Raw genomic sequence first — 19016 nt, 5'->3', positions numbered from 1 at the left:
CGTCGCCCACGTCGCCCCCTGCTGTCCGCCTCGCCGTCTCCGTCCGTCCCATCTTGACCGATCCGCCGCCCCGGGGCCCGCCGAGCGCCGATCATCGTGCCCGGAGCCCGCCGAGCGCCGATCGCCGCGCCTCCGGACCGCCCGGGGCCGGCTGGCTAGGCTGCCCCGGTGAGCGACATGGAGGCGGCGGCGGTGCACGACGTGGAGGCGGCGGCCCGGCGCTTCGTCGCCGACGTGTGGAACGCCGGGCGCGAGGAGTCGGTGTACGAGCTGGTCGCGGCGGGCTGCCCCGGGTTGGGCGGTGCGGGCCCGGAGGCGGTCCTGGCGTGGCACCGCGAGCGGCGGGCGGCCTTCCCGGACCTGCGCTACAAGCTCGTGGACGTGGTGGCCGCCGACGACCGGGTGGCGGTGCGCTGGCGGGCCGCCGGCACCCAGGCCGGCCCGTTCGGGCCGGTGCCGCCCACCGGGCGGGTGGCGAGCTTCTCGGGGGCGACGTTCCTGCGCTTCGACCCGGCGGGGCGGATCGTCGACGTGTGGCACGCCACCGAGCTGTTCCAGCTCCTCCAGCAGCTCGGCGTCGAGATGCTCCCGCCGCTCACCGGCTCCTGACCCCGCCGCCGCTAACCGGCTCGGCACGCTGGGCGGAACCGCTCACAGGTGCCGGGGCGTGATCCGGGCGATCGACAGGTTCACCGGGAACGGCTCGCCGGTGTCGACGAACTTCGTCCAGCGGCCGGTCTCCGTGTAGACCTCGTTGACGGGGTCGATCCGGTGGGTGTGGACGGCCAGCTCGCCGTCGCCGGTCTCGATCCGCCAGTAGAACGGGATGCCGGCCTGCGCGTAGAGGGCCGGCTTGAGCACCCGGTCGATCGAGCGGGTGCTCGGGGAGACGACCTCGACGGCCAGCACCACCTCGTGCGGCGCGTACCGCGACGGCGAGCGCCGGGCGGCCTCCGCCGTGGTGACCAGCACGTCCGGGATGAAGCAGCGGGTCCGGTTGATCCGCACCTCGACGCCCTGGGCCACGTCGTACTCGTCGGGGCACTCCTCGATGAGGGCCGCCATGAGGAGACCGGCGATGATCTGGTGGATGCGGGTGGGGGAGGGGGACACGAGCAACACTCCGTCGAGCAGTTCGCGGCGGCGACCGTCCTCGGGCAGCCCGTCGAGGTCGTCGGTCGTCCACCCGCCCTCGGGCGGGACGTCGCTCTGCAACGCGGCGGTCATGGGACAAGTCCTTCCCGGCGTGTCGTTCTCCCCGCCGTCACCGTACCGCGCGAAGGGCCGGGTGGTGGTCGCGCGCGCCGGGGCCACAGGGCAGGATGGGCGGCATGGGCGAGACGAGTGGGCGGGGCGTGCCTGGCGAGGGGCTGGCGAAGGGGCTGGCGGTCACGCTGCGCACGATGACCCGCCGCTCGACGACCCAGCAGTACCCGGACGTCGCCCCCGAGCTGCCGCCCCGCTCCCGGGGCGTGATCGCGCTGCTGGCCGAGAACTGCACCGTCTGCATGCTCTGCGCCCGCGAGTGCCCCGACTGGTGCATCTACATCGACTCGCACAAGGAGGAGGTGGCGGTGCCCGGCGCCGCCCGCCCCCGCCAGCGCAACGTGCTCGACCGGTTCGACATCGACTTCTCGCTCTGCATGTACTGCGGCATCTGCGTCGAGGTCTGCCCCTTCGACGCGCTCTACTGGTCGCCCGAGTTCGAGTACGCCGAGTACGACATCAAGGACCTGCTGCACGACAAGGACCACCTCGGCGAGTGGATGGCCACCGTCCCGCCGCCGCCCGCGCACGACCGCAACGGCGAGCCGGCGAAGGAGGAGGCCACCGCCGCGCGCAAGGCCGCCGCCCCCGCCGGGTCCGCCGCCCGGCCGACCCCTGCCCGGGTACGCCCCGAGCCCGGCCCCGCCGCCCGCCCGACCCCCGAGCCCCCGGCGGACGGCACCCCCACCGACCCGGGTGCCGCCCCGTGACCGGTGCGGACGTGCTGCTGCTGGCCCTCGGCGCGGTGGCGGTCGGCGCGGGGGCGCTGGTGGTGACGACCCGCCACCTGGTCCGCGCCGGCCTCTACCTGGTGGTCTGCCTGGGCGCGCTGGCCGGCGTCTACCTGGTGCTCGCCGCCGAGCTGGTGGCCTGGGTGCAGGTGCTGATCTATGTGGGTGCCGTGGTGGTGCTGCTGCTGTTCGCGGTGATGCTGACCCGCGCCCCGATCGGCGCGTCCGACGACCTGGACCGGCCGGGCTGGCCGGCGGCCCTGATCGGCGGCGGCGCCGGCCTCGGGCTGGCCGCCCTGCTGGTCGACGCCTACCGCTGGACCCGGGTGGACCTGCCCGCGCCGGGCACCGCCGAGCGGCTCGGCGAGCAGGTGTTCCGCACCTGGGTGCTGCCGTTCGAGGTGCTGTCGGTGCTGCTGCTGTCCGCCCTGGTCGGCGCGGTCGTGCTGTCCCGCCCCGACATCGGCCGCCGCCCGGCCGACCGCACGGTCCGGGGAGCAGCGGGCAGCGCGGGAGCCGGTCAGGACCGCGCGGGAGGCCGCCCGTGAGGCCCGTCGTCCCGTACGTCACCGCCGCCCTCCTGTTCGGCCTCGGCGTCTACGGCGTGCTGCGCCGCCGCAACGCGGTGCTCGTGCTGATGGCGGTGGAGCTGATGCTCAACGCCGTCAATTTGATCCTGGTCACCGCCGACGCGACGGTCCGGGCGGCGCTGCCGCACGCGGGGCAGGTGTTCGCGCTGTTCGTGATCGTGCTGGCCGCCGCCGAGATCGGCGTGGGGCTGGCCATCGTGCTCCAGCTCTACCGGCTGCGGGCCAGCGTCGCCGTCGACGAGGTGCCGCTGACCGAGCCGCCGGCCGGACCGCCAACCACACAGGCGGGGCGGGCCACGACCACCGGCGAGGTGACCCGGTGACCGGCCTGCTCGGGGCGCTGCTGCCGGCCGTACCCCTGGTGGCGGGTCTGGTGGGGTTGCTGCTGCCGCCCGTGTCGCGCGGCGGGGGCGCGCGGGCCGGGGCGGATCCGGCCCGCCGGGTCGCCGTCGGGCTCGGCGTGGCGGGCGCGGCCGGGGCGCTGCTGGTCGCGGTCGCGCTGCTGGCCCGGGTCGGCGCGCCCGTGGAGACGTCGACCAGCTGGGTCGACCTGGGCGGCCTGCGGGTCACCCTCGGCGTCCGGCTCGACGGCGCAGCGGCTCTGGTCGCCGTCGCGGTGGCGGCGGTGGCGCTGGCCGTGCAGGTCTACTCGGTGGGCTACCTGCGGGCCGGCCCGCACGACGAGGCCGGCGTCGACGTCGACCACCGCTACCCGCCGTACGCGGCGCAGATCAGCCTCTTCACCGCCGCGATGCTGCTGGTGGTCGTCGCCGGTGACCTGGTCATGCTGCTGGTCGGCTGGGAGGTGATGGGCCTCTGCTCCTACCTGCTCATCGCCCACGACCGCCGGTTGCCCGGCGCGCCGGCCGCCGCGATGAAGGCGTTCCTGGTCACCCGCGTGGGTGACGTCGGCTTCCTGCTCGGCATCGCCCTGCTCGGCGTCTCGGCGGGCAGCTTCCGCATCGCCGACGTGCTCGCCCACGACCACTCCGCCGGCACGCTCACCGCCGCCTGCCTGCTGCTGCTCGCCGGGGTGGCCGGCAAGAGCGCCCAGTTCCCGCTGCACACCTGGCTGCCCGACGCGATGGCCGGCCCGACCCCGGTCTCCGCGCTGATCCACGCCGCCACCATGGTCGCGGCCGGGGTCTACGCGGTCACCCGCCTCTTCCCGCTGTTCGAGCGGGCTCCGGCGGCGCTGGCCGTGCTCGGGGTGCTGGCCTCGGTGACCCTGCTGCTCGGCGCGCTCGCCGCCACCGCCCAGGACGACCTGAAGCGGGTGCTGGCCTGGTCGACGGTGTCGCAGCTCGGCTACATGACGGGCGCGCTGGCCGTCGGCGCGCCCGCCGCCGCGCTGTTCCACCTGCTCACCCACGCCGCGTTCAAGGCGCTGCTGTTCCTCGCCGCCGGCGCGGTGATCCACGCCCTCGGCACCCCGCTGCTGTCCCGCATGGGCGGGCTGCGCTCGACGATGCCGGTGACGTTCTGGTGCACGGCGGTGGGCCTCGGCGCGCTGGCCGGCGTCCCGCCGCTGGCCGGCTTCTGGAGCAAGGACGGCGTGCTCGCCGCCGCCCAGGCCGCCGCGCTCGACTCCGCCGGCCCGGCCCCCGCCTGGGTGGGCTGGCTGGTGTGGCTCGCCGGGCTGGCCGGCGTCGCCGTCACCGCCTGGTACGCCACCCGGCTGCTGCTGCGCGCGTTCCTCGGCGCGGCCCGCCCGCCGCTGCCCCCGCACGACCGGCCGATCTCGCTGCACCCGCACGACCCGCCGGCCGTGATGCGGGTGCCGATGCTGCTGCTGGCGGTGCCGGCCGCGCTGCTCGGGCTCGCCGCGTTCTGGCCGGCGTTCACCGGCCGGCTCGGCGCGGGCGAGGGGGAGTGGACCCACGTCGGCCCGGCGCTGCTGCTGCCGCTGGCGCTGCTGGTCGCCGGGGCCGCCCTCGCCTGGGCCGGCTGGCGGCGGGACCGGGCCGCCGACCCGGCCCGCGCCCTCGGCCCGCTGGGGCCGGTGTTCGCGGCCGGCTTCCGGCTCGACGACGTGCAACGCGCCCTCGTCGTACGCCCGGTGACCGCCCTCGCCCGGTTCGCCCGCGCCGCCGACGAGCGGGTGGTCGACGGCGCGGTGGAGGGCACCGGCCGGGGCGCGACCGGCCTCGGCGGGGCGCTGGCCGGGCTGCACCGGGCCGCGCTGCCCCGGGCGGCGGCCGGGGTGCTGGCCGGGGCGCTGCTGATCGGCCTGGCCGCGGTGCTGATCGGGGGCGTCGCGTGAGTGCGGCGCGGGTGCACGGGAGTGGTCGCGTGCGGGCGATCGGGGGAGCCGGATGAGCCTCGGACAGGTCCTGCTCGTCGCGGCGCTGGCCGTCCCGGCCGTCGGCGCGGCCGTGGTCGCCCTGCTGCCCGGTGACCGGGCGGCCCGTGTCGTCGGCACGGTGGCGGCCGGGCTGACCCTGCTGGCGACCCTGCCCCTGGCCACCGGCGACCGCAGCTGGACGGCCTACGGGGTGAACCCGGCGGTGCGCCCCTGGCACCGGCTCGACCTGCCCTGGGTGCCCGCCCTCGACCTGCGCTTCCACCTCGGCGTCGACGGCATCTCCTACCCGCTGGTCGTGCTGACCGCGCTGCTCACGCTGCTCTGCTGCGCGTACACCCTGTGGCGGGTGCCCGACGGCGGCGGCAGCGGCCGGGCCCTCGTCGCGTTGCTGCTGGTCGTCGAGGTCGGCATCCTCGGCACCTTCCTCGCCCTCGACCTGGTCCTGTTCTTCGTGTTCTTCGAGGTCGTCCTCCTGCCGATGTACGCGATCATCGCCGGCTGGGGCGGGGCCGACCGGCGGCGGGCGGCGGCCAAGTTCGCCCTCTACACGCTGCTCGGCTCGGTGCTGCTGCTCGTCGGCGTCTACGTGGTCGTGGCCGCCGCCGGCACCGCCGACCTCCTCGCGCTCACCGGCGGCACGGGGCTGTCGCGGGGCACCCAGCTCGCCGCGTTCACCCTGCTGGGGCTCGCGTTCGCGGTGAAGAGCCCGCTGTGGCCGCTGCACTCCTGGCTGCCCGACGCGCACACCCAGGCGCCCACCGTCGGCAGCGTGATCCTCGCCGGGGTGCTGCTCAAGATGGGCACGTACGGGCTGATCCGCGTCGCCGTCGGGGTGGCCCCGGAGGGGGCCCGCTGGGCGGCCCCGGTGCTCGGGGTGCTCGCCGTCGCCGCCATCATCGTCGGCTCGCTGGTCTGCCTCGCGCAGGGCGAGCTGAAGCGGCTCATCGCCTACTCCAGCGTCGGCCACATGGGCTTCGTGCTGCTCGGGGTGGCCACGCTCACCGCCACCGGCCTGCAGGCCGCGCTGATCGGCAACGTCGCGCACGGGGTGATCACCGGCCTGCTGTTCTTCCTCGCCGGGGCGATCAAGGACCGCGCGCACACCGGGTCGCTGGCCGAGCTGTCCGGGCTGCGGGAGACCGCGCCCCGCCTCGCCGGCCTGCTCGGCTTCGCCGCCGTCGCCTCGCTGGGGCTGCCCGGCCTCGCCGGCTTCTGGGGCGAGGCGTTCGCCGTGGTCGCCGCGATCGGGCGGGGCGGCCCGCTGTGGACCACCCTCGGCGTGCTCGCCGCCGTCGGCGGGGCGCTGACCGCCGCGTACCTGCTGCGGCTGCTGCGCCGCGTCACCCACGGCCCGGCCAGCCCGGCGGTCGGCCGGATCGGCCCCGGCCTCGCCGCCGCCGAGTGGACGGCCTGGGCCCCGCTGGTGCTGCTCGCCCTCGCCGTCGGCCTCGCCCCCACCCTGGTCCTCGGCGTCGCCGCCGACCCGGTGGCGGCCCTCGTGGGGGTGCTCAAATGAGTCTGGTGCAGAGCGTCGACAACGTGGCGCTGCTCCCGGCCTACCTGGCGGCCGGCACCGCCGTCCTGGTGCTGCTGGCCGACCTGCTGGTGGCCCGCGCCGCCGCGACGGTCGCCGTGGCCGCCGCCGGGGCGGTCGCCACCGCGCTGGGCAGCGCGGTCGTCGGGGCGGGTGGGCCGCGGTCCACCTTCTGCGTCGCCGCCGACTGCTCGTACGTCTTCGGCGGCCGGGCCGCCCTCGTCGGGGCGCTGTTCGCGCTGCTCACCCTCGGGGTGCTGGCCCTGTCCGGGCCGGCGCTGCGCGCCGGGCAGTCGCCCGTCGGCGAATACTGCTTCCTGCTCGCCTGCTCGATGACCGGCGGCGTGGTGCTCGGCGCGGCCGGCGACCTGATCACCCTGATCGTGGCGCTGGAGACGCTGACCCTCCCGCTGTACGTGCTCGTCGGCCTGCGCCGGGGCAGCCTCGCCTCCGCCGAGGCGGCGGTCACGTTCTTCGTGGTGAGCGTGGTCGCCACCACCGTCACCCTGCTCGGCGCGGCCCTGCTCTACGCGGTCACCGGCGGCCTGCACCTCGACCGGCTCGGCGCGCTGCTCGCCGGGCGGCCCGACCTGCTGGACGTGCCGCTGACCACGGCGGCGGTGGCGCTGGTGCTGCTCGGGCTGGCGTTCAAGGTGGCCGCCGTGCCGTTCCACGCCTGGGCCCCGGCCACCTACGACGGCGCGCCGCTGCCCGTGGCCGCCTACCTGTCGACCGCGTCGAAGCTGGGCGGGGTGGTGGCCCTGCTCGCGGTGGTGCAGCGGGCGCTGCCGGCCGAGGTGACCGGCCCGGTGCTGGCCGGGCTCGCCGTGCTCACCATGACCGTGGGCAACCTGGTGGCACTGCGCCAGCGCCGCACCGTGCGGCTGCTCGCCTGGTCGTCGGTGGCCCAGGCCGGCTACATCCTCGCCCCGCTGGGCGCGCTCGCGCTGGCCGCCGGGCGCACCGCCGACGCCCGCGCCGCCGCGTACGCCGCCGCCGTGGCGTACACCGTGTTCTTCGTGGTCCTGGAGCTGGCAGCCTTCGCGGCGCTGGTGGCCCTGCGCCCGGCGGGAGCCGACGGCGGCACCCTCGCCGACCTGCGCGGCGCGGCCCGGCGGCGGCCCTGGGTGGCGGGGGCGTTCGCGCTGGCCCTGGTCGGGCTGGCCGGGCTCCCGCCGGGGCTGGCCGGCCTGTTCGCCAAGGTGACCGTGGTGCGGGCGCTGCTGGACGGCGGCGCGGGCTGGCTGGCGCTGGTGGTGGCGGTGAACGCGGTGATCGGCCTGGCCTACTACCTCCGCCTTGCCGCCACCCTCTACGCCCCGCCCGCCGAGACCGCGCCCGCCGAGACCGCCGAGACCGCCGAGGCCGGTGTGGCTGCCGAGGCTGGGGGCGCCGCCGGCACCCGGCCCGCCTGGGCGGTGCTCGGCACCCTCGCCGTGGCCACCCTGGTCGCCGTGGCCGTCGGCTTCGCCCCGCAGCTCGTGCTGGACCTCGCCGCCCGCTGAGCGGCCCCTGAGCGGCCCCTGAGCGGTCGCCGGGCCGGTGCCCGCCCGCAGTGTTTCCGCAGGTCGATCCCAGGCAACTCACAGCGTTGAGACGGATGGTTGGCGGGTACCGAGGTGTTGTACCGGTCAGCGGATCCCGCGCGGTCCGCGCACCGAAGGAGCGATCGTGCATCACAACCGTCTGAAGACCGCAGCGCTGCTCGGCCTGCTGACCTCGCTGATCCTCGCGGTCGGCTACTGGTTCGGTGGCAGCGGCGGGCTCGTCGTCGCCGTCGTCGTCTCGTTGGTGATGAACGGCGTGACCTACTTCTACTCCGACAAGCTCGCCCTGCGCTCGATGCGGGCGCAACCGGTCAGCGAGGCACAGTTCCCCGAGCTGTACCGGATGGTCCGCGAGCTGGCCACCGAGGCGCGGCAGCCGATGCCCAGGCTCTACGTCAGCCCCACCTCCCAGCCCAACGCGTTCGCCACGGGCCGCAACCCGGCCAACGCGGCGGTCTGCGTCACACAGGGGATCACCGAGATCCTCGACTACCGGGAGCTGCGGGGCGTGATCGGGCACGAGCTGTCGCACGTCTACAACCGGGACATCCTCATCTCCAGCGTCGCCGCCGGCCTCGCCGGCATCATCACCATGCTGGCCAACATCGCCTGGTTCATCCCGCTCGGCGGTGGTGACGACGAGGACGCCCCCAACCCGGTCGTGCTGCTGCTCACCCTGATCCTCGGCCCGCTCGCGGCCACCGTGATCCAGCTCGCGATCAGCCGCAGCCGCGAGTTCCAGGCCGACGAGTCGGGGGCCCGGCTCACCCGGGACCCGCTGGCCCTGGCCAGCGCCCTGCGGAAGATCCACCTGGGCACCCAGGCCCGGCCGCTGCCGGCCCAGGGGCAGCTCACCAGCACCGCCCACCTGATGATCGACAACCCGTTCAAGCGGGGCGGCGGCATCGCCGCGCTCTTCTCCACCCACCCCCGGATGGAGGAGCGGGTCGCCCGCCTGGAGCGGATGGCCGCCAGCGCCGGCCCCGTGCAGTTCCAGCGCTGACCCGTCCCGACCCCGATCCCGCCCGCGCCCGGTCCGACCGGGCGCGGGCGTTTCGTCTGGTACGCGGCGAGACGCGCACCATAACCAGTTCACGGCTGCCCAGCTGCGGCGTTAGGGTCGGGACGTTTCCGGCTCGTTACATGCTCTCGTCGCACCCCTCTCGTTCCACCCCTCTCGTTTGCACCCCTTTCGTTGCACCCCCTGGAGGTTCCCGTGGCCGCACTGCGCCAGTACCTCGGCGTATGGCGGATCCCCGGCGCGCCGATGCTGCTCGTCCTCGGCGTCATCGGCCGGCTCGGGATCGGCATGACGCCGCTGGCGCTGCTGCTCGTCGTGCAACAGGTCACCGGGCGCTACTCCCTCGCCGCCGTCGCCGGTGGCATCTACGCCCTCGCCGGGGCCGCGCTCAGCCCCGTCGCCGGCCGCGTCGCCGACCGGGTCGGCCCCACCCCCGTGCTGCTGGCCACCGCCGTCGCCCACCCCCTCGCGCTCGGCGGGCTGCTCTGGGCCAGCCGCGCCGACGGTGCCAGCATCCCCCTGATCTACCTCGCCGCCGGGGTGGCCGGTGCCACGTACCCGCCGCTGACCGCCGCGCTGCGCGGGGCCTGGAACGACCTCACCAGTCCCGCCACCGGCCGGTACCACCTGCGCAACACCGCCCTCGGCGCGGAGACTGCGCTCCTCGAAGTCGTCTTCGTGCTCGGCCCGCTGCTGGTGGCCGCGTTCGTCCTCATCGCCGACGCGGCAGCCGCCCTGGTCGGCGCGGCGGTGGTCACCCTCGTCGGCACCGCCGCCGTGGCGCTCGGCCGGGTCATGCGCGGCTGGCAGCCGCACCCGAAGGAGAACCACGCGCGGGGGCTCGGCCCGCTGCGCGTCGGCGGCTTCCCCGCCCTGCTGCTCTGCATCGCCGGCCTCGGCATAGCGTTCGGGGCCGCCGGGGTCATCGTGCCGGCGTTCGCCGGCAACCAGCCCACCGACGACCCGGAGAGCCTGGCCGGCGTCCTGCTCGCGGTCTGGGGCCTCGGCAGCGCCGCCGCCGGCTTCTGGTTCGGCGTCCGCAAGCCCGCGGCCAACATGACCCGCCAGTTCGCCTGGCTGCTCGCCGCCGTCGCCGCCACCTTCGCCGTGTACGCGGTGATGCCCGGCCCGCTGGCCCTCGGCGTCGCGCTGGTCGTCGGCGGGGCCGCCATCGCCCCCGCGCTCACCCTGGAGAACACCCTCGTCGGGCGGATCGCCCCGGCCGGCATGCTCAACGAGGCGTACACCTGGGCGGTGACCATCATGGTCGCGTCCAGCGCCGCCGGTGGCGCGGTGGCCGGGCTGATCATCGACCACGCGGGCGGCGTGCCGTGGGCGTTCGTCTTCGCCGGGTCGGCCGTCGCCGTCGGGGCCGCCGTCGCCGCGCTGCCCGCCGGCCCCATCGCCCGCGCCGAGGCCACGGCGGTACGCGTCGAGCAGACCCTCGCCGCCTGAGCGTTCTGCTCGGCCGGTGCGTGGGGGCTGGTCAGCCGTTGCGCGGCGCGTACATGATGACGGCGACCCCGACCAGGCAGATGGCCGCGCCGACGACGTCGTAGCGGTCGGGCCGGAACTTGTCGACGACCATGCCCCACGCGAGCGACCCGGCGACGAACACCCCGCCGTAGGCGGCGAGGATACGGCCGAAGTTTGCGTCGGGCTGGAACGTGGCGACGAAGCCGTAGAGCCCGAGCGCGACCACGCCGCCCGCGATCCAGAGCAGCCCCCGGTGCTCCCGCCAGCCCTGCCACACCAGCCAGGCCCCGCCGATCTCGGCGAGGGCGGCGAGCAGGAACAGCAGAATCGAGCGAGCGACCGTCATGCGTCAGACCGTAGCGGCACCACCTGGTGGGGCTGCTGACCGGCCGGCCCACAGGAGCAGTCCCCGCCTGCGCATCCGGTGGTGTGGCGGCGTCTGCCGGCCCACCACTAGGAGAGGCCGGCGAGCACCGCCAGGGCGACGGCGACGCCGGGCAGGAAACGGTTGACCGCGGCCCAGCCGGCACCGCCGAGGACCCCGGCGGCCAGCAGCAGCGGCAGGGCGCAGCAGGCGGCGCAGGCGGCCCCGGCGAGGCCGGTCATGCCGGAGGGGAGCAGCCGGCGCATCAGGTCAGCAGGCTTCGACACGGTCGTTCCCTTCCTCGGTGAGTTCGGTGAGTTCGGCGAACGGCAGGGGACAGCAGGAGCTGCCGGCGCAGGCGATCAGGTCGTCGCAGCCGGCGGAGATGGCAGCGCGCAGGCTGTCGCGGATGACGGCCAGGTCGACCAGCTTCTGCTCCACCGCGACGAGCTTCTCCCGGGCCCGCGCCTAGAGGCCGGCGTCCGGTCGGCCGCCGTGCCGGTGCCGGCCGGCGTCGAGGAGGCCGGCGACCTCGTCGAGGGTGAAGCCGAGGCGCTGCGCGGTCTTGATGACCCGCAGCAGGGTGACCACGTCCGGCGGGTAGAGCCGATGGCCGCCCGGCGACCGCTGCGGGGCGGCGAGCAGCCCCCGGCGTTCGTAGTAGCGCAGCGTCTGCGGGTTCACCCCGGCCGCCGTGGCGAGTTGGCCGCTGCGCAGCTTTGGCCCGGTCATCGTGGAGCCGCCTGGCGCGCTCTCGCCCGCTCGGCGAGGGCATCGAGTACGTCCACATGGGCGGCCGGCACCTGAACGTTCAGCGTCAGCGCCTCCGGGCGGGGCCGCGCGACGTTGAAGGTGAAGAAGGAGCAGCACGCCGATTCGCGGGCCGTCAGGTCCCGTACGGTTCTCTCGACCTCAGCCGCGCCGTCGAGGTGCAGCCGGAGCCGTCGCGGCGACAGCCGGTCGGCACGCCGGACCGCGTCGTGGAAGAGCTGGTCGAACTCGGCGAGCCGCAGGGGTTGCTCAGCCGTCGGCAGGCTGCACGCGTCGGGCGGCCACGAGGCATCCGTCGTGAGGGGTCGGTCGGTCATGTTCCGACGGTAAGCCTGTACCCGGGTACCGGATGCAAGCCTTTGCGGCAGGGGGATTGCCCAGGCCGTCGCCGGACCGTCGGGCGTCGGACGATGCCCGATCGGCGACGGCCACTGGCGACGATGCGTGGCCCGGGTAGGGCGGCGCGACCCCGGCGGGCGCGTTACCGGTAGTTGGTGAACTGGAGGGCGATGCCGAAGTCCTCGCTCTTGAGCAGGGCGATGACAGCCTGGAGTTCGTCCTTCTTCTTGCCGGTGACCCGGAGCTGGTCGCCCTGGATCTGCGCCTGGACGCCCTTCGGGCCCTCGTCGCGGATCTTCTTGCTGATCGCCTTGGCCTTGTCCGAGTCGATGCCCTGGACCACCTTGGCGTCGATCTTGAAGATCTTGCCCGAGGGGCGCGGCTCGCCCGCGTCCAGGGACTTCAGCGAGATGTTCCGCTTGACCAGCTTCTCCTTCAGGACGTCCAGGGCGGCCCGGACGCGTTCCTCGGTCTCCGCCTGGAGGCTGATCGCCTCCTCACCCGACCAGGAGACTTCCGCGCCGGTGCCCCGGAAGTCGAACCGCGTCGAGAGCTCCTTCTCCGCCTGGCGGAGGGCGTTGTCGACCTCCTGCCGGTCGACCTTGCTCACGATGTCGAACGACGGGTTCGCTGCCATGCTGATGCTCCTGCTGTCCGGCGGTCAGTGCACGTACGCGCCGCCAACCAGCGGCACGACCCCCTGACGGTACCCGGTTGCGCTCGCCCCGGGAGCAACCGCTATCCTTGGCTCCGCTGCCACGCCACGGCGCGGCGGTAACGCCCTGGCGGGTTGCCCGAGCGGCCAATGGGAGCGGACTGTAAATCCGTCGCGAAAGCTACAGAGGTTCGAATCCTCTACCCGCCACAAGGTGCACAAAGAGGCCCTTGACCAGCGTAAAAGCCGGTCAAGGGCTTCTTTCGTTGAGTCCAGCGGAGTCCAGCTAGATCCGGTGTCTGATGGGCGTCCACGGGAACATGGCGGGAACGCTGATCTTGGTCGTGGACTACTGCTGCGGTTGCTCCTCGGGGCAGAGTCCGGCCCGGACGTGTGTGCCGCACCACGGCGGTAGCTCGGCCGACCAGACACGCCACCCGCCGGCATCCCGTCGCCTCTCCGTTCCCACCTTCGAGGGTGGGCGCCTGGTGCTCTCCATCGCGGCCCGGTACTCCTGCCACTGCGTCAGCAGCTCGTCGTGCCGCTCGTCGGCCAGCACCCGCGACAACCCGATGCGCTCTCCCGCACTGAGCTGGAGCAGCCACACGGTCACCGCGGATTCCGGGCTGGCCTCTCCGCGCTCGGCGTCCGACTGCATCCGACCGGCCACCACCGCCGCCGTGGTCAACAGGCTGGCGCACACACGGCTACCGCCACGGCGGCCACCACCGGCCAACGTCGGCGCGGCCGGAACGGCTGCACCCGCTGATCCGGCACGCTCGCCGGCAAGCCCTCCCCCAAGGTCATCCGGGCACGATAGAGCCACTAGCTAGGCGGAGGCCGAGGTGCTACCCGGCCGGACGGCGTACGTACCAACGACCTCCTGCTTCGTCAGCTCGGCGATCCGCTCCATCACCTCGTCCGTCATCGCGCGCAGTTGCTTGGCGTTGTGTCGCGTCTCGTCGGAGCGCTCGAAGCGTAGTGGCTTGCCGAAGCGGACTTCGACCTCATGGCCAGGGCGGGGAAGAAGGGCGCCGCGCGGCTGAACTGCGTCCGTTCCGATCAGACCCACCGGAACCACCGGTGCCCCGGTCATCAGCGCTAGGCGCGTGACGCCGGTCTTGCCGCGGTAAAGCCGGCCGTCCGCGGACCTAGTGCCCTCGGGGAAGATGCCAAAGACCTTGCCGCTGAGAATCACCTGGCGGGCCTGCTCCAAGCCGGCGAGCGCGGCCCGTCCGCCGCTACGCTCCACCGGGATTTGGCCCACCGACCGCATGAACAGCCCGCGCAACCGTCCCTTCACACCGGTCTCGACGAAGTAGTCGGACTTTGCCATGAAGAACACCAGGCGCGGGCAGGCGACCGGCAGGAAAAGGTGGTCGGCCACGGAGTGATGATTGGCCGCCAGGATGACAGGGCCCTCCTTCGGCACATGCTCTACGCCGCTGATGCGCAGTTTCCAGAGCGCCTTCAGAGTGGGCTTGGCGATGATGCGGAGGCTGGAGTATATGAGTGACAACATACCTTCCAAGGGTCGACGGGGCCTGATCACCCCGTTCGGCCGCCAAGCCGTTCGCAGTAGCCTCACGGCCTGCTTCCGTGGCCCCCAGTATGGTAGAGCGCTGTCGGGGGGGCGCGGGAAACGGAGCCTTCACCGGAGCCGGAAGCCCTTACCCTCTCAGTACATTAGCTAGTTGGCTCTCGTGTCGCGGACCCTGCCCCCGGCGGACACCGCCACAGCGGCGCCTTTGACCTGACCGGGACTGGCTACGGCGTCGGCTCCTGGGCGATCGGCCCGACCACGGCGGTCACCACCACCTTCCCAAGTGCCGGTTTTGACCTGCCCGGGACTGCGGTAGCTGCTGGCGTGGGCGTCGTCTGCTCGGGCACGGCGGACACCGCCCCCATGCTCGGGGCTTGCCGCGCGAACCTTGCCGGCATTCTCGGCGCTGCGCTCCGGCGGCGGTCGGTTCCTCCTGCTACGCCGTGCGCCGGGGCGTGACCGGCCGCCAGGCCGCATGCGCGCCCCGGCGCGACACGGCGGCGGGCCGCTTGCGGCCCGCCCTTGATGGGCTGTGCGTCAGGCTTGATGGCAAGCCGGCGGCTGCGAGTACGATTCGCCGCAAGCGGGCCATCTTCTACAACGCGATCGGGTACGCCGTCGAGCTGGGGCGCCTGGACGCCAACCCGATCAACCGCATCCAATGGACCGCCCCTGAGGTCGCCTCCGCCGTCGATCGGCGGGTAGTCGCCAACCCGATGCGTGGGCCGGTGGCGCACCGGCGGACGCGGACGTGCCTGGGATCGGCGGCTCCCACAGCGGCGGCCTCACCGATGAGGCCGCCGCTGATGTCGCCGGATGAAGGCGCTGGTGTCCCCCGTCGAGGTGCTGGTGTGCCCTGTCCGATGATGGGCAACCCCACGAGCGACGCGGCCTCAAGCATCGGGCACGCAACGACACCCGTCCGGTTCCGGTCCCGCCGCCACTCGTCGCGCTCCTGCATCGGCACTTTACGAAGTACGACACGGCCCCGGATGGCCGGCTGTTCCGGGGCCTGCACGGTGGGCCGCTGTCCGAGTCCGTCTATGACCGGTGGTGGAAGCTCGCGCGGGAGAAGGCGCTCACCTCGGCTCAGGTCGCCTCGCCCCTTGCACGTCGCCCGTACGACCTGCACCACGCTGCCGCCTCACTCTGGCTCAACGCTGGCGTCCCGGCTACCGAGGTCGCTCGCCGCCTGGGCCACAGCGTGGCCGTGCTGCTGCGGGTCTACGCCAACTGCATCGACGGGGGAGAGGACGGGGTCAACGACCGGATCGGCAACGCGCTCGGATGAAGTGTTCCCGCTGCGGGAACATCACGGGAACACTGGGCGTCCAGTGCTCATGATCGACACAAAGCGGCTGGTCACGGGCGGTGTGGCTTCCAAGATCGCGCGTTCCCTGTAAATCCGTCGCGAAAGCTACAGAGGTTCGAATCCTCTACCCGCCACCAGGTGCGAGCACGGCCCCTCAGCACCGGGAAATGCTGATCGGGGGCCGTTGTCGTTGCGCTGGCCGAGTCCGGCTGAGTCCAGCCGTCAACGACTGGTTGTGGGATGGTCTCGCGTGTCCTGATGTGAGCGCTCTTCGTGTTGCTCCGCCCGAGACCGACGCGCACGTCTCAGGTCGGGGAAGTCAGAGCCGGAAACTTCCCGGATGGCTGTAAGAAACCGTAGCCGGAGCGACAAGTATGGGTGTGAGACCACCACCTGGAGGATCGGTGCCGGACGCGCGGACGATGACCGCAGACCGCCAGCGCCTGACCGACCTGTTCCGTCGACACGGCGACGCGGTCTTCGCATACGCCAGTGATCGGCTGGGCGGCGAGGATGCGCAGGACCTCGTCAGCGAGGTGTTCACTGTGGCGTGGCGGCGCTTGGCAACCATCAAGGAAGGCGAGGAGCGGCCCTGGTTGTTCGGAGTCGCGCGCCGGCTCGTGTTACAGCATCGACGCAGTCGCGCGGGTCACGCCGCGTTGCAGGTGCGCCTGCATTCTCAGGCCGAGGCCGTCGAGGCTGAGCACGGCACGCCCAGCTCCCAACGGGTAGACGTGATGGCGGCATTGGCGGAACTACCGGAAACCGACCGCGAGGCATTGCTGCTGCGGTACTGGTACGACTTCAACAGCAGGGAATCGGCGAAGGTGCTGGGGTGCACGGCGGCGACGTTCGCCGTGCGGTTGCACCGCGCTCGTCGCCGCTTCGAGGCCGCCTACGGACGTCGGCGGGTAGGGCCGAAACCGTCTCCGATCGGCGGTCTGACCGCGTACCCGAAGGGGCTGGAATGAAGCACTACGACGCAGCAACCGAGGAGCTAATTAATCGTGCCCGGCCTGGCGACCGGGGCGGGTTCACGACAAGTCCTCAGGGGGAGGCGATGCTCGCTCGCATCCTCGAATTGCCGCAGCAGCCCGAGAAGAAGCCTCGAAAGAGGCGCTTGGGGGTCATCGGAGCAGTCGCCGCCGGTTTCATGGTCGTTGGTGGTGCGACCGCTGCGATCGGCGGCTACCGTGCGCCCACCGCGCCGCCTGAAGCAATGCCGGCAAACGGCGACGCATTCGTTTGTGCTACGGCGGGCATGCACCGGATGGGAGATGTGGCGTCCAGGGCTGGTGAGACTCCGGTCGATGCGTGCCGGAGGTCGTGGAGCCGGATCTTCAGTGTCGAGGCACCCGACCATCTGTATGCCTGTGTGCAGCGTATCGAGGAGATTCCCTCCTCGAAGAGCAGCGCCTCACCCTCACCCTCCGCTTCTTCGGGAGCAAGGTGGGGGAAGCTCGTGTACGTCATCGATGGCGAGCAGTTTAAGGACGCATCCGAGACGTGTGGGTCGGTCAAGATGTTCGTAGCGCCAGCGCGCGACTGAATGGACGTGCCGGGGGATGGCAGATGTCATCCCCCGACGCTGCAATGGTTGGCTTACGGGTAGCTGGGCTGCAGCCGACTGAGAGCGCGTCTCGCATGCGTGTCAGTCGGATGTTGGCTGTTGAAGGTGGCCTCCGATTTGTGGCTTCCTGCTGAGTATGACCCCGGCGAGCACCAGAACAATGCCGGCCACGATGACGGCGGTGATGGCCTCTCGGAGGAACAGCCATCCGAGGATGATGGCGACGATGGGCAGCAGGTAAATGACGGCGGATGCGGCGGTGGGTCCTTCGTCATCGATGATCCGGTAGTTAAGGACGTAGGCGGCCCCGGTGCCGAGTACGCCGAGCACAAGCAGACTCACAGCGGCGTCGATCCGCCAAGTTGGCGTTTCCAGGCCGGCGAACGGCATTGCGATGGCCAGCAGCACTGTCGCTGCACCGAGTTGGCTGGCTGACAGCATGAGAGGCGGAATGCCACGCCCGGTCAGAAAGCGGCCCATGTAGACGTAGCCGACGCCGTAGCTCGCGGCTGCGGCGAGGCAGGCGAGCCCGCCCCAGCTCGCGATCTCGCCAGCGGACCTCCAAGGCGAGAAGATGATCACCACCCCGAGGAATCCGAGGACGATGCCGGCGGCCTTCCTCGCGGTGACGGCTCGGTCGACGCCGACAAGGAAAGCCAGTAGCAGGGTCCACAACGGGGTAGTTGCGTTGAGTACACCGGCCACGTTCGAACCGACGGTTTCCTCTCCGATGCCGAACAGCACGTACGGCACGGCGTTGGCGACCAGGGCGGCGGCGAACAGGTGTGCCCAGGTGCGTCCCTGCCGGGGGAAGCGCAGACCGCGTGACAGGGCGATGGGTGCCAGGACCGCGAAGCCGAGCAGGAGTCGCCCGAAGACGATCTGTACGGGGTTGAAGCCGCGTAGCGCGAGCTTGATCCATAGGAAGCTGGAACCCCACAGCAGAGCCAGGGCGGCCACCCGGACGAGTCCAGCCCGGCTGACGCCCTGGTGGTCAGTCGTCAACGGGCATTTCGTAGTCCAGGCCGTTCACGTCGGCGCGCAGGACGAACCGCGTCACCTCGAAGGCCCGCCCTTTGCCGTCGATGCTGGTGTGCAGCACCTCGATCACTGGCACGCCCGGCGGCATCGCGAGGCCCCTCGACTCCTCCGGTGTCGGCATACGTGAGCTGACCTCTTCCCGGATGCGGGCGATGGGGTAGCCGAGATCTTCGAACCGCTGGTAGATGCTTCCCCGGCCGAGCTTCTTCTCGGTTGCCAGAGGCGACCCCGCGACGATGGCAGTGGGGATGAAGGTGACCCCGACCTGCACGGGCTCGTCGTCCGCGAAGTACCAGTTCTCGCGGCGGACGACGTCCTGGCCGGGACTCAGCCCGAGCCGGTCAGCCACGTCGGCCGGCGGCGGCACGACGGTGATCGATCGACACTCGGTGAGCGGTGTGCGTCCCTGCTGTTGCACCTCGATGCGGAACGGCGACAGCCCGGTTTCGTCCCGTGCCTGGCGGGAGTACCTGTCCCGGCCCATCCGCACGAGTGGACGGCGCTGACGCACGAAGACGCCTCGGCCGTGCTGGGCGACGGCAAGGCCCTCGGCTTGCAGGATGCCCAACGCCTCGCGGGCTGTGTTGCGGGCGGTGGCGTACCGGGAGGCCAGCTCGCGCTCCGAGGGCAGCCGGTCGCCCTCCGCGAGATCGCCTCCTGTGATCGCGGCCCGTAGGTCATCGGCGATGCGGCGGCTCGGGGGTCGTCTGTCTTCCTGATCGCTCATCAGATCACCTGCTTCTCGATGTGGCTCCAGGCTAGCGCAACTGGCTCAAGCCAGCTATTGACAGTTGGGTCACCCTCACGCAGTCTGGCTTAAGCCAGTTGCGACCCGGCTGGCAGTTGTCCGCAGACGTCGGTGGAGACCGACGCGACAAGGAGGCAGGGGCATGGTCCGAACACGATCAAGCTTCCGATCCGATCGACGGCGTCCATCCGCAGGCTGTGCGA

Annotated in this window: 22 protein-coding genes and 1 tRNA gene; 12 read left to right on the top strand and 11 right to left on the bottom strand. The window is 72.6% G+C overall.

Features of this window, described 5'->3' with window-relative positions:
* Positions 1-177: 177 nt before the first annotated feature.
* The gene (locus ACVMYR_RS12915) at positions 178-609 is read left to right on the top strand and encodes an ester cyclase (protein ID WP_457122049.1); all 432 of its coding nucleotides are present in this window, start codon (positions 178-180) and stop codon (positions 607-609) included.
* Between the two features lie 42 nt (positions 610-651).
* Here the strand turns inward: ACVMYR_RS12915 and ACVMYR_RS12910 are convergent, their stop codons facing one another.
* On the bottom strand, positions 652-1227 hold the full coding sequence (locus tag ACVMYR_RS12910) for a Uma2 family endonuclease (RefSeq protein WP_457121879.1): 576 nt from the start codon (positions 1225-1227) through the stop codon (positions 652-654).
* Positions 1228-1331: 104 nt separating this feature from the next.
* Between ACVMYR_RS12910 and ACVMYR_RS12905 the strand changes: the two genes are divergently transcribed.
* From ACVMYR_RS12905 to ACVMYR_RS12870, 8 genes are all read left to right on the top strand, one after another.
* Positions 1332-1976, top strand: a complete 645-nt coding sequence (locus tag ACVMYR_RS12905) for a NuoI/complex I 23 kDa subunit family protein (RefSeq protein ID WP_228987016.1) — start codon at positions 1332-1334, stop codon at positions 1974-1976.
* Complete coding sequence (locus tag ACVMYR_RS12900) at positions 1973-2545, top strand: NADH-quinone oxidoreductase subunit J family protein (RefSeq protein ID WP_457121878.1); 573 nt, start codon at positions 1973-1975, stop codon at positions 2543-2545. Before ACVMYR_RS12905 ends, ACVMYR_RS12900 begins: the two co-directional genes overlap by 4 nt.
* A complete protein-coding gene (gene nuoK, locus ACVMYR_RS12895) occupies positions 2542-2910 on the top strand; it encodes an NADH-quinone oxidoreductase subunit NuoK (protein ID WP_396791264.1) in 369 nt (122 codons plus the stop codon). Before ACVMYR_RS12900 ends, nuoK begins: the two co-directional genes overlap by 4 nt.
* The gene (locus tag ACVMYR_RS12890) at positions 2907-4850 is read left to right on the top strand and encodes an NADH-quinone oxidoreductase subunit 5 family protein (protein ID WP_457121877.1); all 1944 of its coding nucleotides are present in this window, start codon (positions 2907-2909) and stop codon (positions 4848-4850) included. Before nuoK ends, ACVMYR_RS12890 begins: the two co-directional genes overlap by 4 nt.
* A gap of 52 nt (positions 4851-4902) precedes the next feature.
* Complete coding sequence (locus tag ACVMYR_RS12885) at positions 4903-6408, top strand: complex I subunit 4 family protein (RefSeq protein WP_457121876.1); 1506 nt, start codon at positions 4903-4905, stop codon at positions 6406-6408.
* On the top strand, positions 6405-7931 hold the full coding sequence (locus ACVMYR_RS12880; RefSeq protein ID WP_457121875.1) for an NADH-quinone oxidoreductase subunit N: 1527 nt from the start codon (positions 6405-6407) through the stop codon (positions 7929-7931). The genes ACVMYR_RS12885 and ACVMYR_RS12880 overlap by 4 nt, the downstream gene beginning before the upstream one ends.
* Before the next feature lie 166 nt (positions 7932-8097).
* Positions 8098-8976, top strand: a complete 879-nt coding sequence (htpX, locus tag ACVMYR_RS12875; protein WP_043965448.1) for a zinc metalloprotease HtpX — start codon at positions 8098-8100, stop codon at positions 8974-8976.
* A gap of 213 nt (positions 8977-9189) precedes the next feature.
* Positions 9190-10449, top strand: coding sequence for an MFS transporter (locus tag ACVMYR_RS12870; protein ID WP_457121874.1), 1260 nt, complete (start codon positions 9190-9192; stop codon positions 10447-10449).
* A 31-nt stretch (positions 10450-10480) separates the two neighbouring features.
* Here the strand turns inward: ACVMYR_RS12870 and ACVMYR_RS12865 are convergent, their stop codons facing one another.
* The 6 genes from ACVMYR_RS12865 to ACVMYR_RS12840 all read right to left on the bottom strand — a co-directional run bounded on the left by ACVMYR_RS12865 (position 10481) and on the right by ACVMYR_RS12840 (position 12581).
* Complete coding sequence (locus ACVMYR_RS12865) at positions 10481-10816, bottom strand: YnfA family protein (protein ID WP_077938276.1); 336 nt, start codon at positions 10814-10816, stop codon at positions 10481-10483.
* Between the two features lie 107 nt (positions 10817-10923).
* A complete protein-coding gene (locus tag ACVMYR_RS12860) occupies positions 10924-11121 on the bottom strand; it encodes a hypothetical protein (RefSeq protein ID WP_457121873.1) in 198 nt (65 codons plus the stop codon).
* The gene (locus ACVMYR_RS12855; RefSeq protein ID WP_396791254.1) at positions 11105-11275 is read right to left on the bottom strand and encodes a hypothetical protein; all 171 of its coding nucleotides are present in this window, start codon (positions 11273-11275) and stop codon (positions 11105-11107) included. Before ACVMYR_RS12855 ends, ACVMYR_RS12860 begins: the two co-directional genes overlap by 17 nt.
* A 27-nt stretch (positions 11276-11302) precedes the next feature.
* On the bottom strand, positions 11303-11566 hold the full coding sequence (locus ACVMYR_RS12850; protein ID WP_396791252.1) for a MerR family transcriptional regulator: 264 nt from the start codon (positions 11564-11566) through the stop codon (positions 11303-11305).
* On the bottom strand, positions 11563-11922 hold the full coding sequence (locus ACVMYR_RS12845) for a hypothetical protein (RefSeq protein ID WP_396791250.1): 360 nt from the start codon (positions 11920-11922) through the stop codon (positions 11563-11565). The genes ACVMYR_RS12850 and ACVMYR_RS12845 overlap by 4 nt, the downstream gene beginning before the upstream one ends.
* Before the next feature lie 164 nt (positions 11923-12086).
* Positions 12087-12581: a YajQ family cyclic di-GMP-binding protein gene (locus ACVMYR_RS12840; RefSeq protein ID WP_043965453.1), complete on the bottom strand. Its 495-nt coding sequence runs from the start codon at positions 12579-12581 to the stop codon at positions 12087-12089.
* A 147-nt stretch (positions 12582-12728) separates the two neighbouring features.
* Here ACVMYR_RS12840 and ACVMYR_RS12835 point away from each other — a divergent pair.
* Positions 12729-12809 (top strand) — tRNA-Tyr (locus ACVMYR_RS12835).
* Between the two features lie 139 nt (positions 12810-12948).
* Here ACVMYR_RS12835 and ACVMYR_RS12830 read toward each other — a convergent pair.
* Together ACVMYR_RS12830 and ACVMYR_RS12825 are read right to left on the bottom strand one after the other, a co-directional pair.
* Entirely contained in the window at positions 12949-13302 is a 354-nt protein-coding gene (locus ACVMYR_RS12830; protein ID WP_457121872.1) for a hypothetical protein, read from the bottom strand.
* 126 nt (positions 13303-13428) lie between these two features.
* A complete protein-coding gene (locus ACVMYR_RS12825) occupies positions 13429-14121 on the bottom strand; it encodes a lysophospholipid acyltransferase family protein (RefSeq protein ID WP_396791246.1) in 693 nt (230 codons plus the stop codon).
* A 1737-nt stretch (positions 14122-15858) separates the two neighbouring features.
* On the opposite strand from ACVMYR_RS12825, the gene ACVMYR_RS12820 reads away from it, so the two are divergent.
* Both ACVMYR_RS12820 and ACVMYR_RS12815 read left to right on the top strand, forming a co-directional pair.
* Positions 15859-16425: an RNA polymerase sigma factor gene (locus tag ACVMYR_RS12820; protein ID WP_396791244.1), complete on the top strand. Its 567-nt coding sequence runs from the start codon at positions 15859-15861 to the stop codon at positions 16423-16425.
* Complete coding sequence (locus tag ACVMYR_RS12815; protein WP_396791242.1) at positions 16422-17003, top strand: hypothetical protein; 582 nt, start codon at positions 16422-16424, stop codon at positions 17001-17003. The genes ACVMYR_RS12820 and ACVMYR_RS12815 overlap by 4 nt, the downstream gene beginning before the upstream one ends.
* 102 nt (positions 17004-17105) lie before the next feature.
* On the opposite strand, the gene ACVMYR_RS12810 is transcribed toward ACVMYR_RS12815, so the two are convergent.
* Together ACVMYR_RS12810 and ACVMYR_RS12805 are read right to left on the bottom strand one after the other, a co-directional pair.
* Positions 17106-18029 (bottom strand): DMT family transporter, encoded by a 924-nt coding sequence (locus tag ACVMYR_RS12810; protein ID WP_457121871.1) that lies wholly within the window; start codon positions 18027-18029, stop codon positions 17106-17108.
* Complete coding sequence (locus ACVMYR_RS12805; RefSeq protein WP_457121870.1) at positions 18019-18792, bottom strand: GntR family transcriptional regulator; 774 nt, start codon at positions 18790-18792, stop codon at positions 18019-18021. The genes ACVMYR_RS12810 and ACVMYR_RS12805 overlap by 11 nt, the downstream gene beginning before the upstream one ends.
* Between the last annotated feature and the right edge of the window lie 224 nt (positions 18793-19016).

The organism is Micromonospora sp. PTRAS2, assembly GCF_054052245.1.
This window is presented reverse-complemented; position numbering and strand designations above follow the sequence as displayed.

Excerpts from the sequence above, each read along its gene's own strand:
- ACVMYR_RS12915 (WP_457122049.1), top strand. The coding sequence starts at position 178 with ATGGAGGCGGCGGCGGTGCACGACGTGGAGGCGGCGGCCCGGCGCTTC.
- ACVMYR_RS12845 (WP_396791250.1), bottom strand. The coding sequence starts at position 11,922 with ATGACCGACCGACCCCTCACGACGGATGCCTCGTGGCCGCCCGACGCG.
- ACVMYR_RS12910 (WP_457121879.1), bottom strand. The coding sequence starts at position 1,227 with ATGACCGCCGCGTTGCAGAGCGACGTCCCGCCCGAGGGCGGGTGGACG.
- ACVMYR_RS12825 (WP_396791246.1), bottom strand. The coding sequence starts at position 14,121 with ATGTTGTCACTCATATACTCCAGCCTCCGCATCATCGCCAAGCCCACT.
- ACVMYR_RS12885 (WP_457121876.1), top strand. The coding sequence starts at position 4,903 with ATGAGCCTCGGACAGGTCCTGCTCGTCGCGGCGCTGGCCGTCCCGGCC.
- ACVMYR_RS12850 (WP_396791252.1), bottom strand. The coding sequence starts at position 11,566 with ATGACCGGGCCAAAGCTGCGCAGCGGCCAACTCGCCACGGCGGCCGGG.
- ACVMYR_RS12815 (WP_396791242.1), top strand. The coding sequence starts at position 16,422 with ATGAAGCACTACGACGCAGCAACCGAGGAGCTAATTAATCGTGCCCGG.
- ACVMYR_RS12805 (WP_457121870.1), bottom strand. The coding sequence starts at position 18,792 with ATGAGCGATCAGGAAGACAGACGACCCCCGAGCCGCCGCATCGCCGAT.
- ACVMYR_RS12840 (WP_043965453.1), bottom strand. The coding sequence starts at position 12,581 with ATGGCAGCGAACCCGTCGTTCGACATCGTGAGCAAGGTCGACCGGCAG.
- ACVMYR_RS12905 (WP_228987016.1), top strand. The coding sequence starts at position 1,332 with ATGGGCGAGACGAGTGGGCGGGGCGTGCCTGGCGAGGGGCTGGCGAAG.
- ACVMYR_RS12865 (WP_077938276.1), bottom strand. The coding sequence starts at position 10,816 with ATGACGGTCGCTCGCTCGATTCTGCTGTTCCTGCTCGCCGCCCTCGCC.
- ACVMYR_RS12880 (WP_457121875.1), top strand. The coding sequence starts at position 6,405 with ATGAGTCTGGTGCAGAGCGTCGACAACGTGGCGCTGCTCCCGGCCTAC.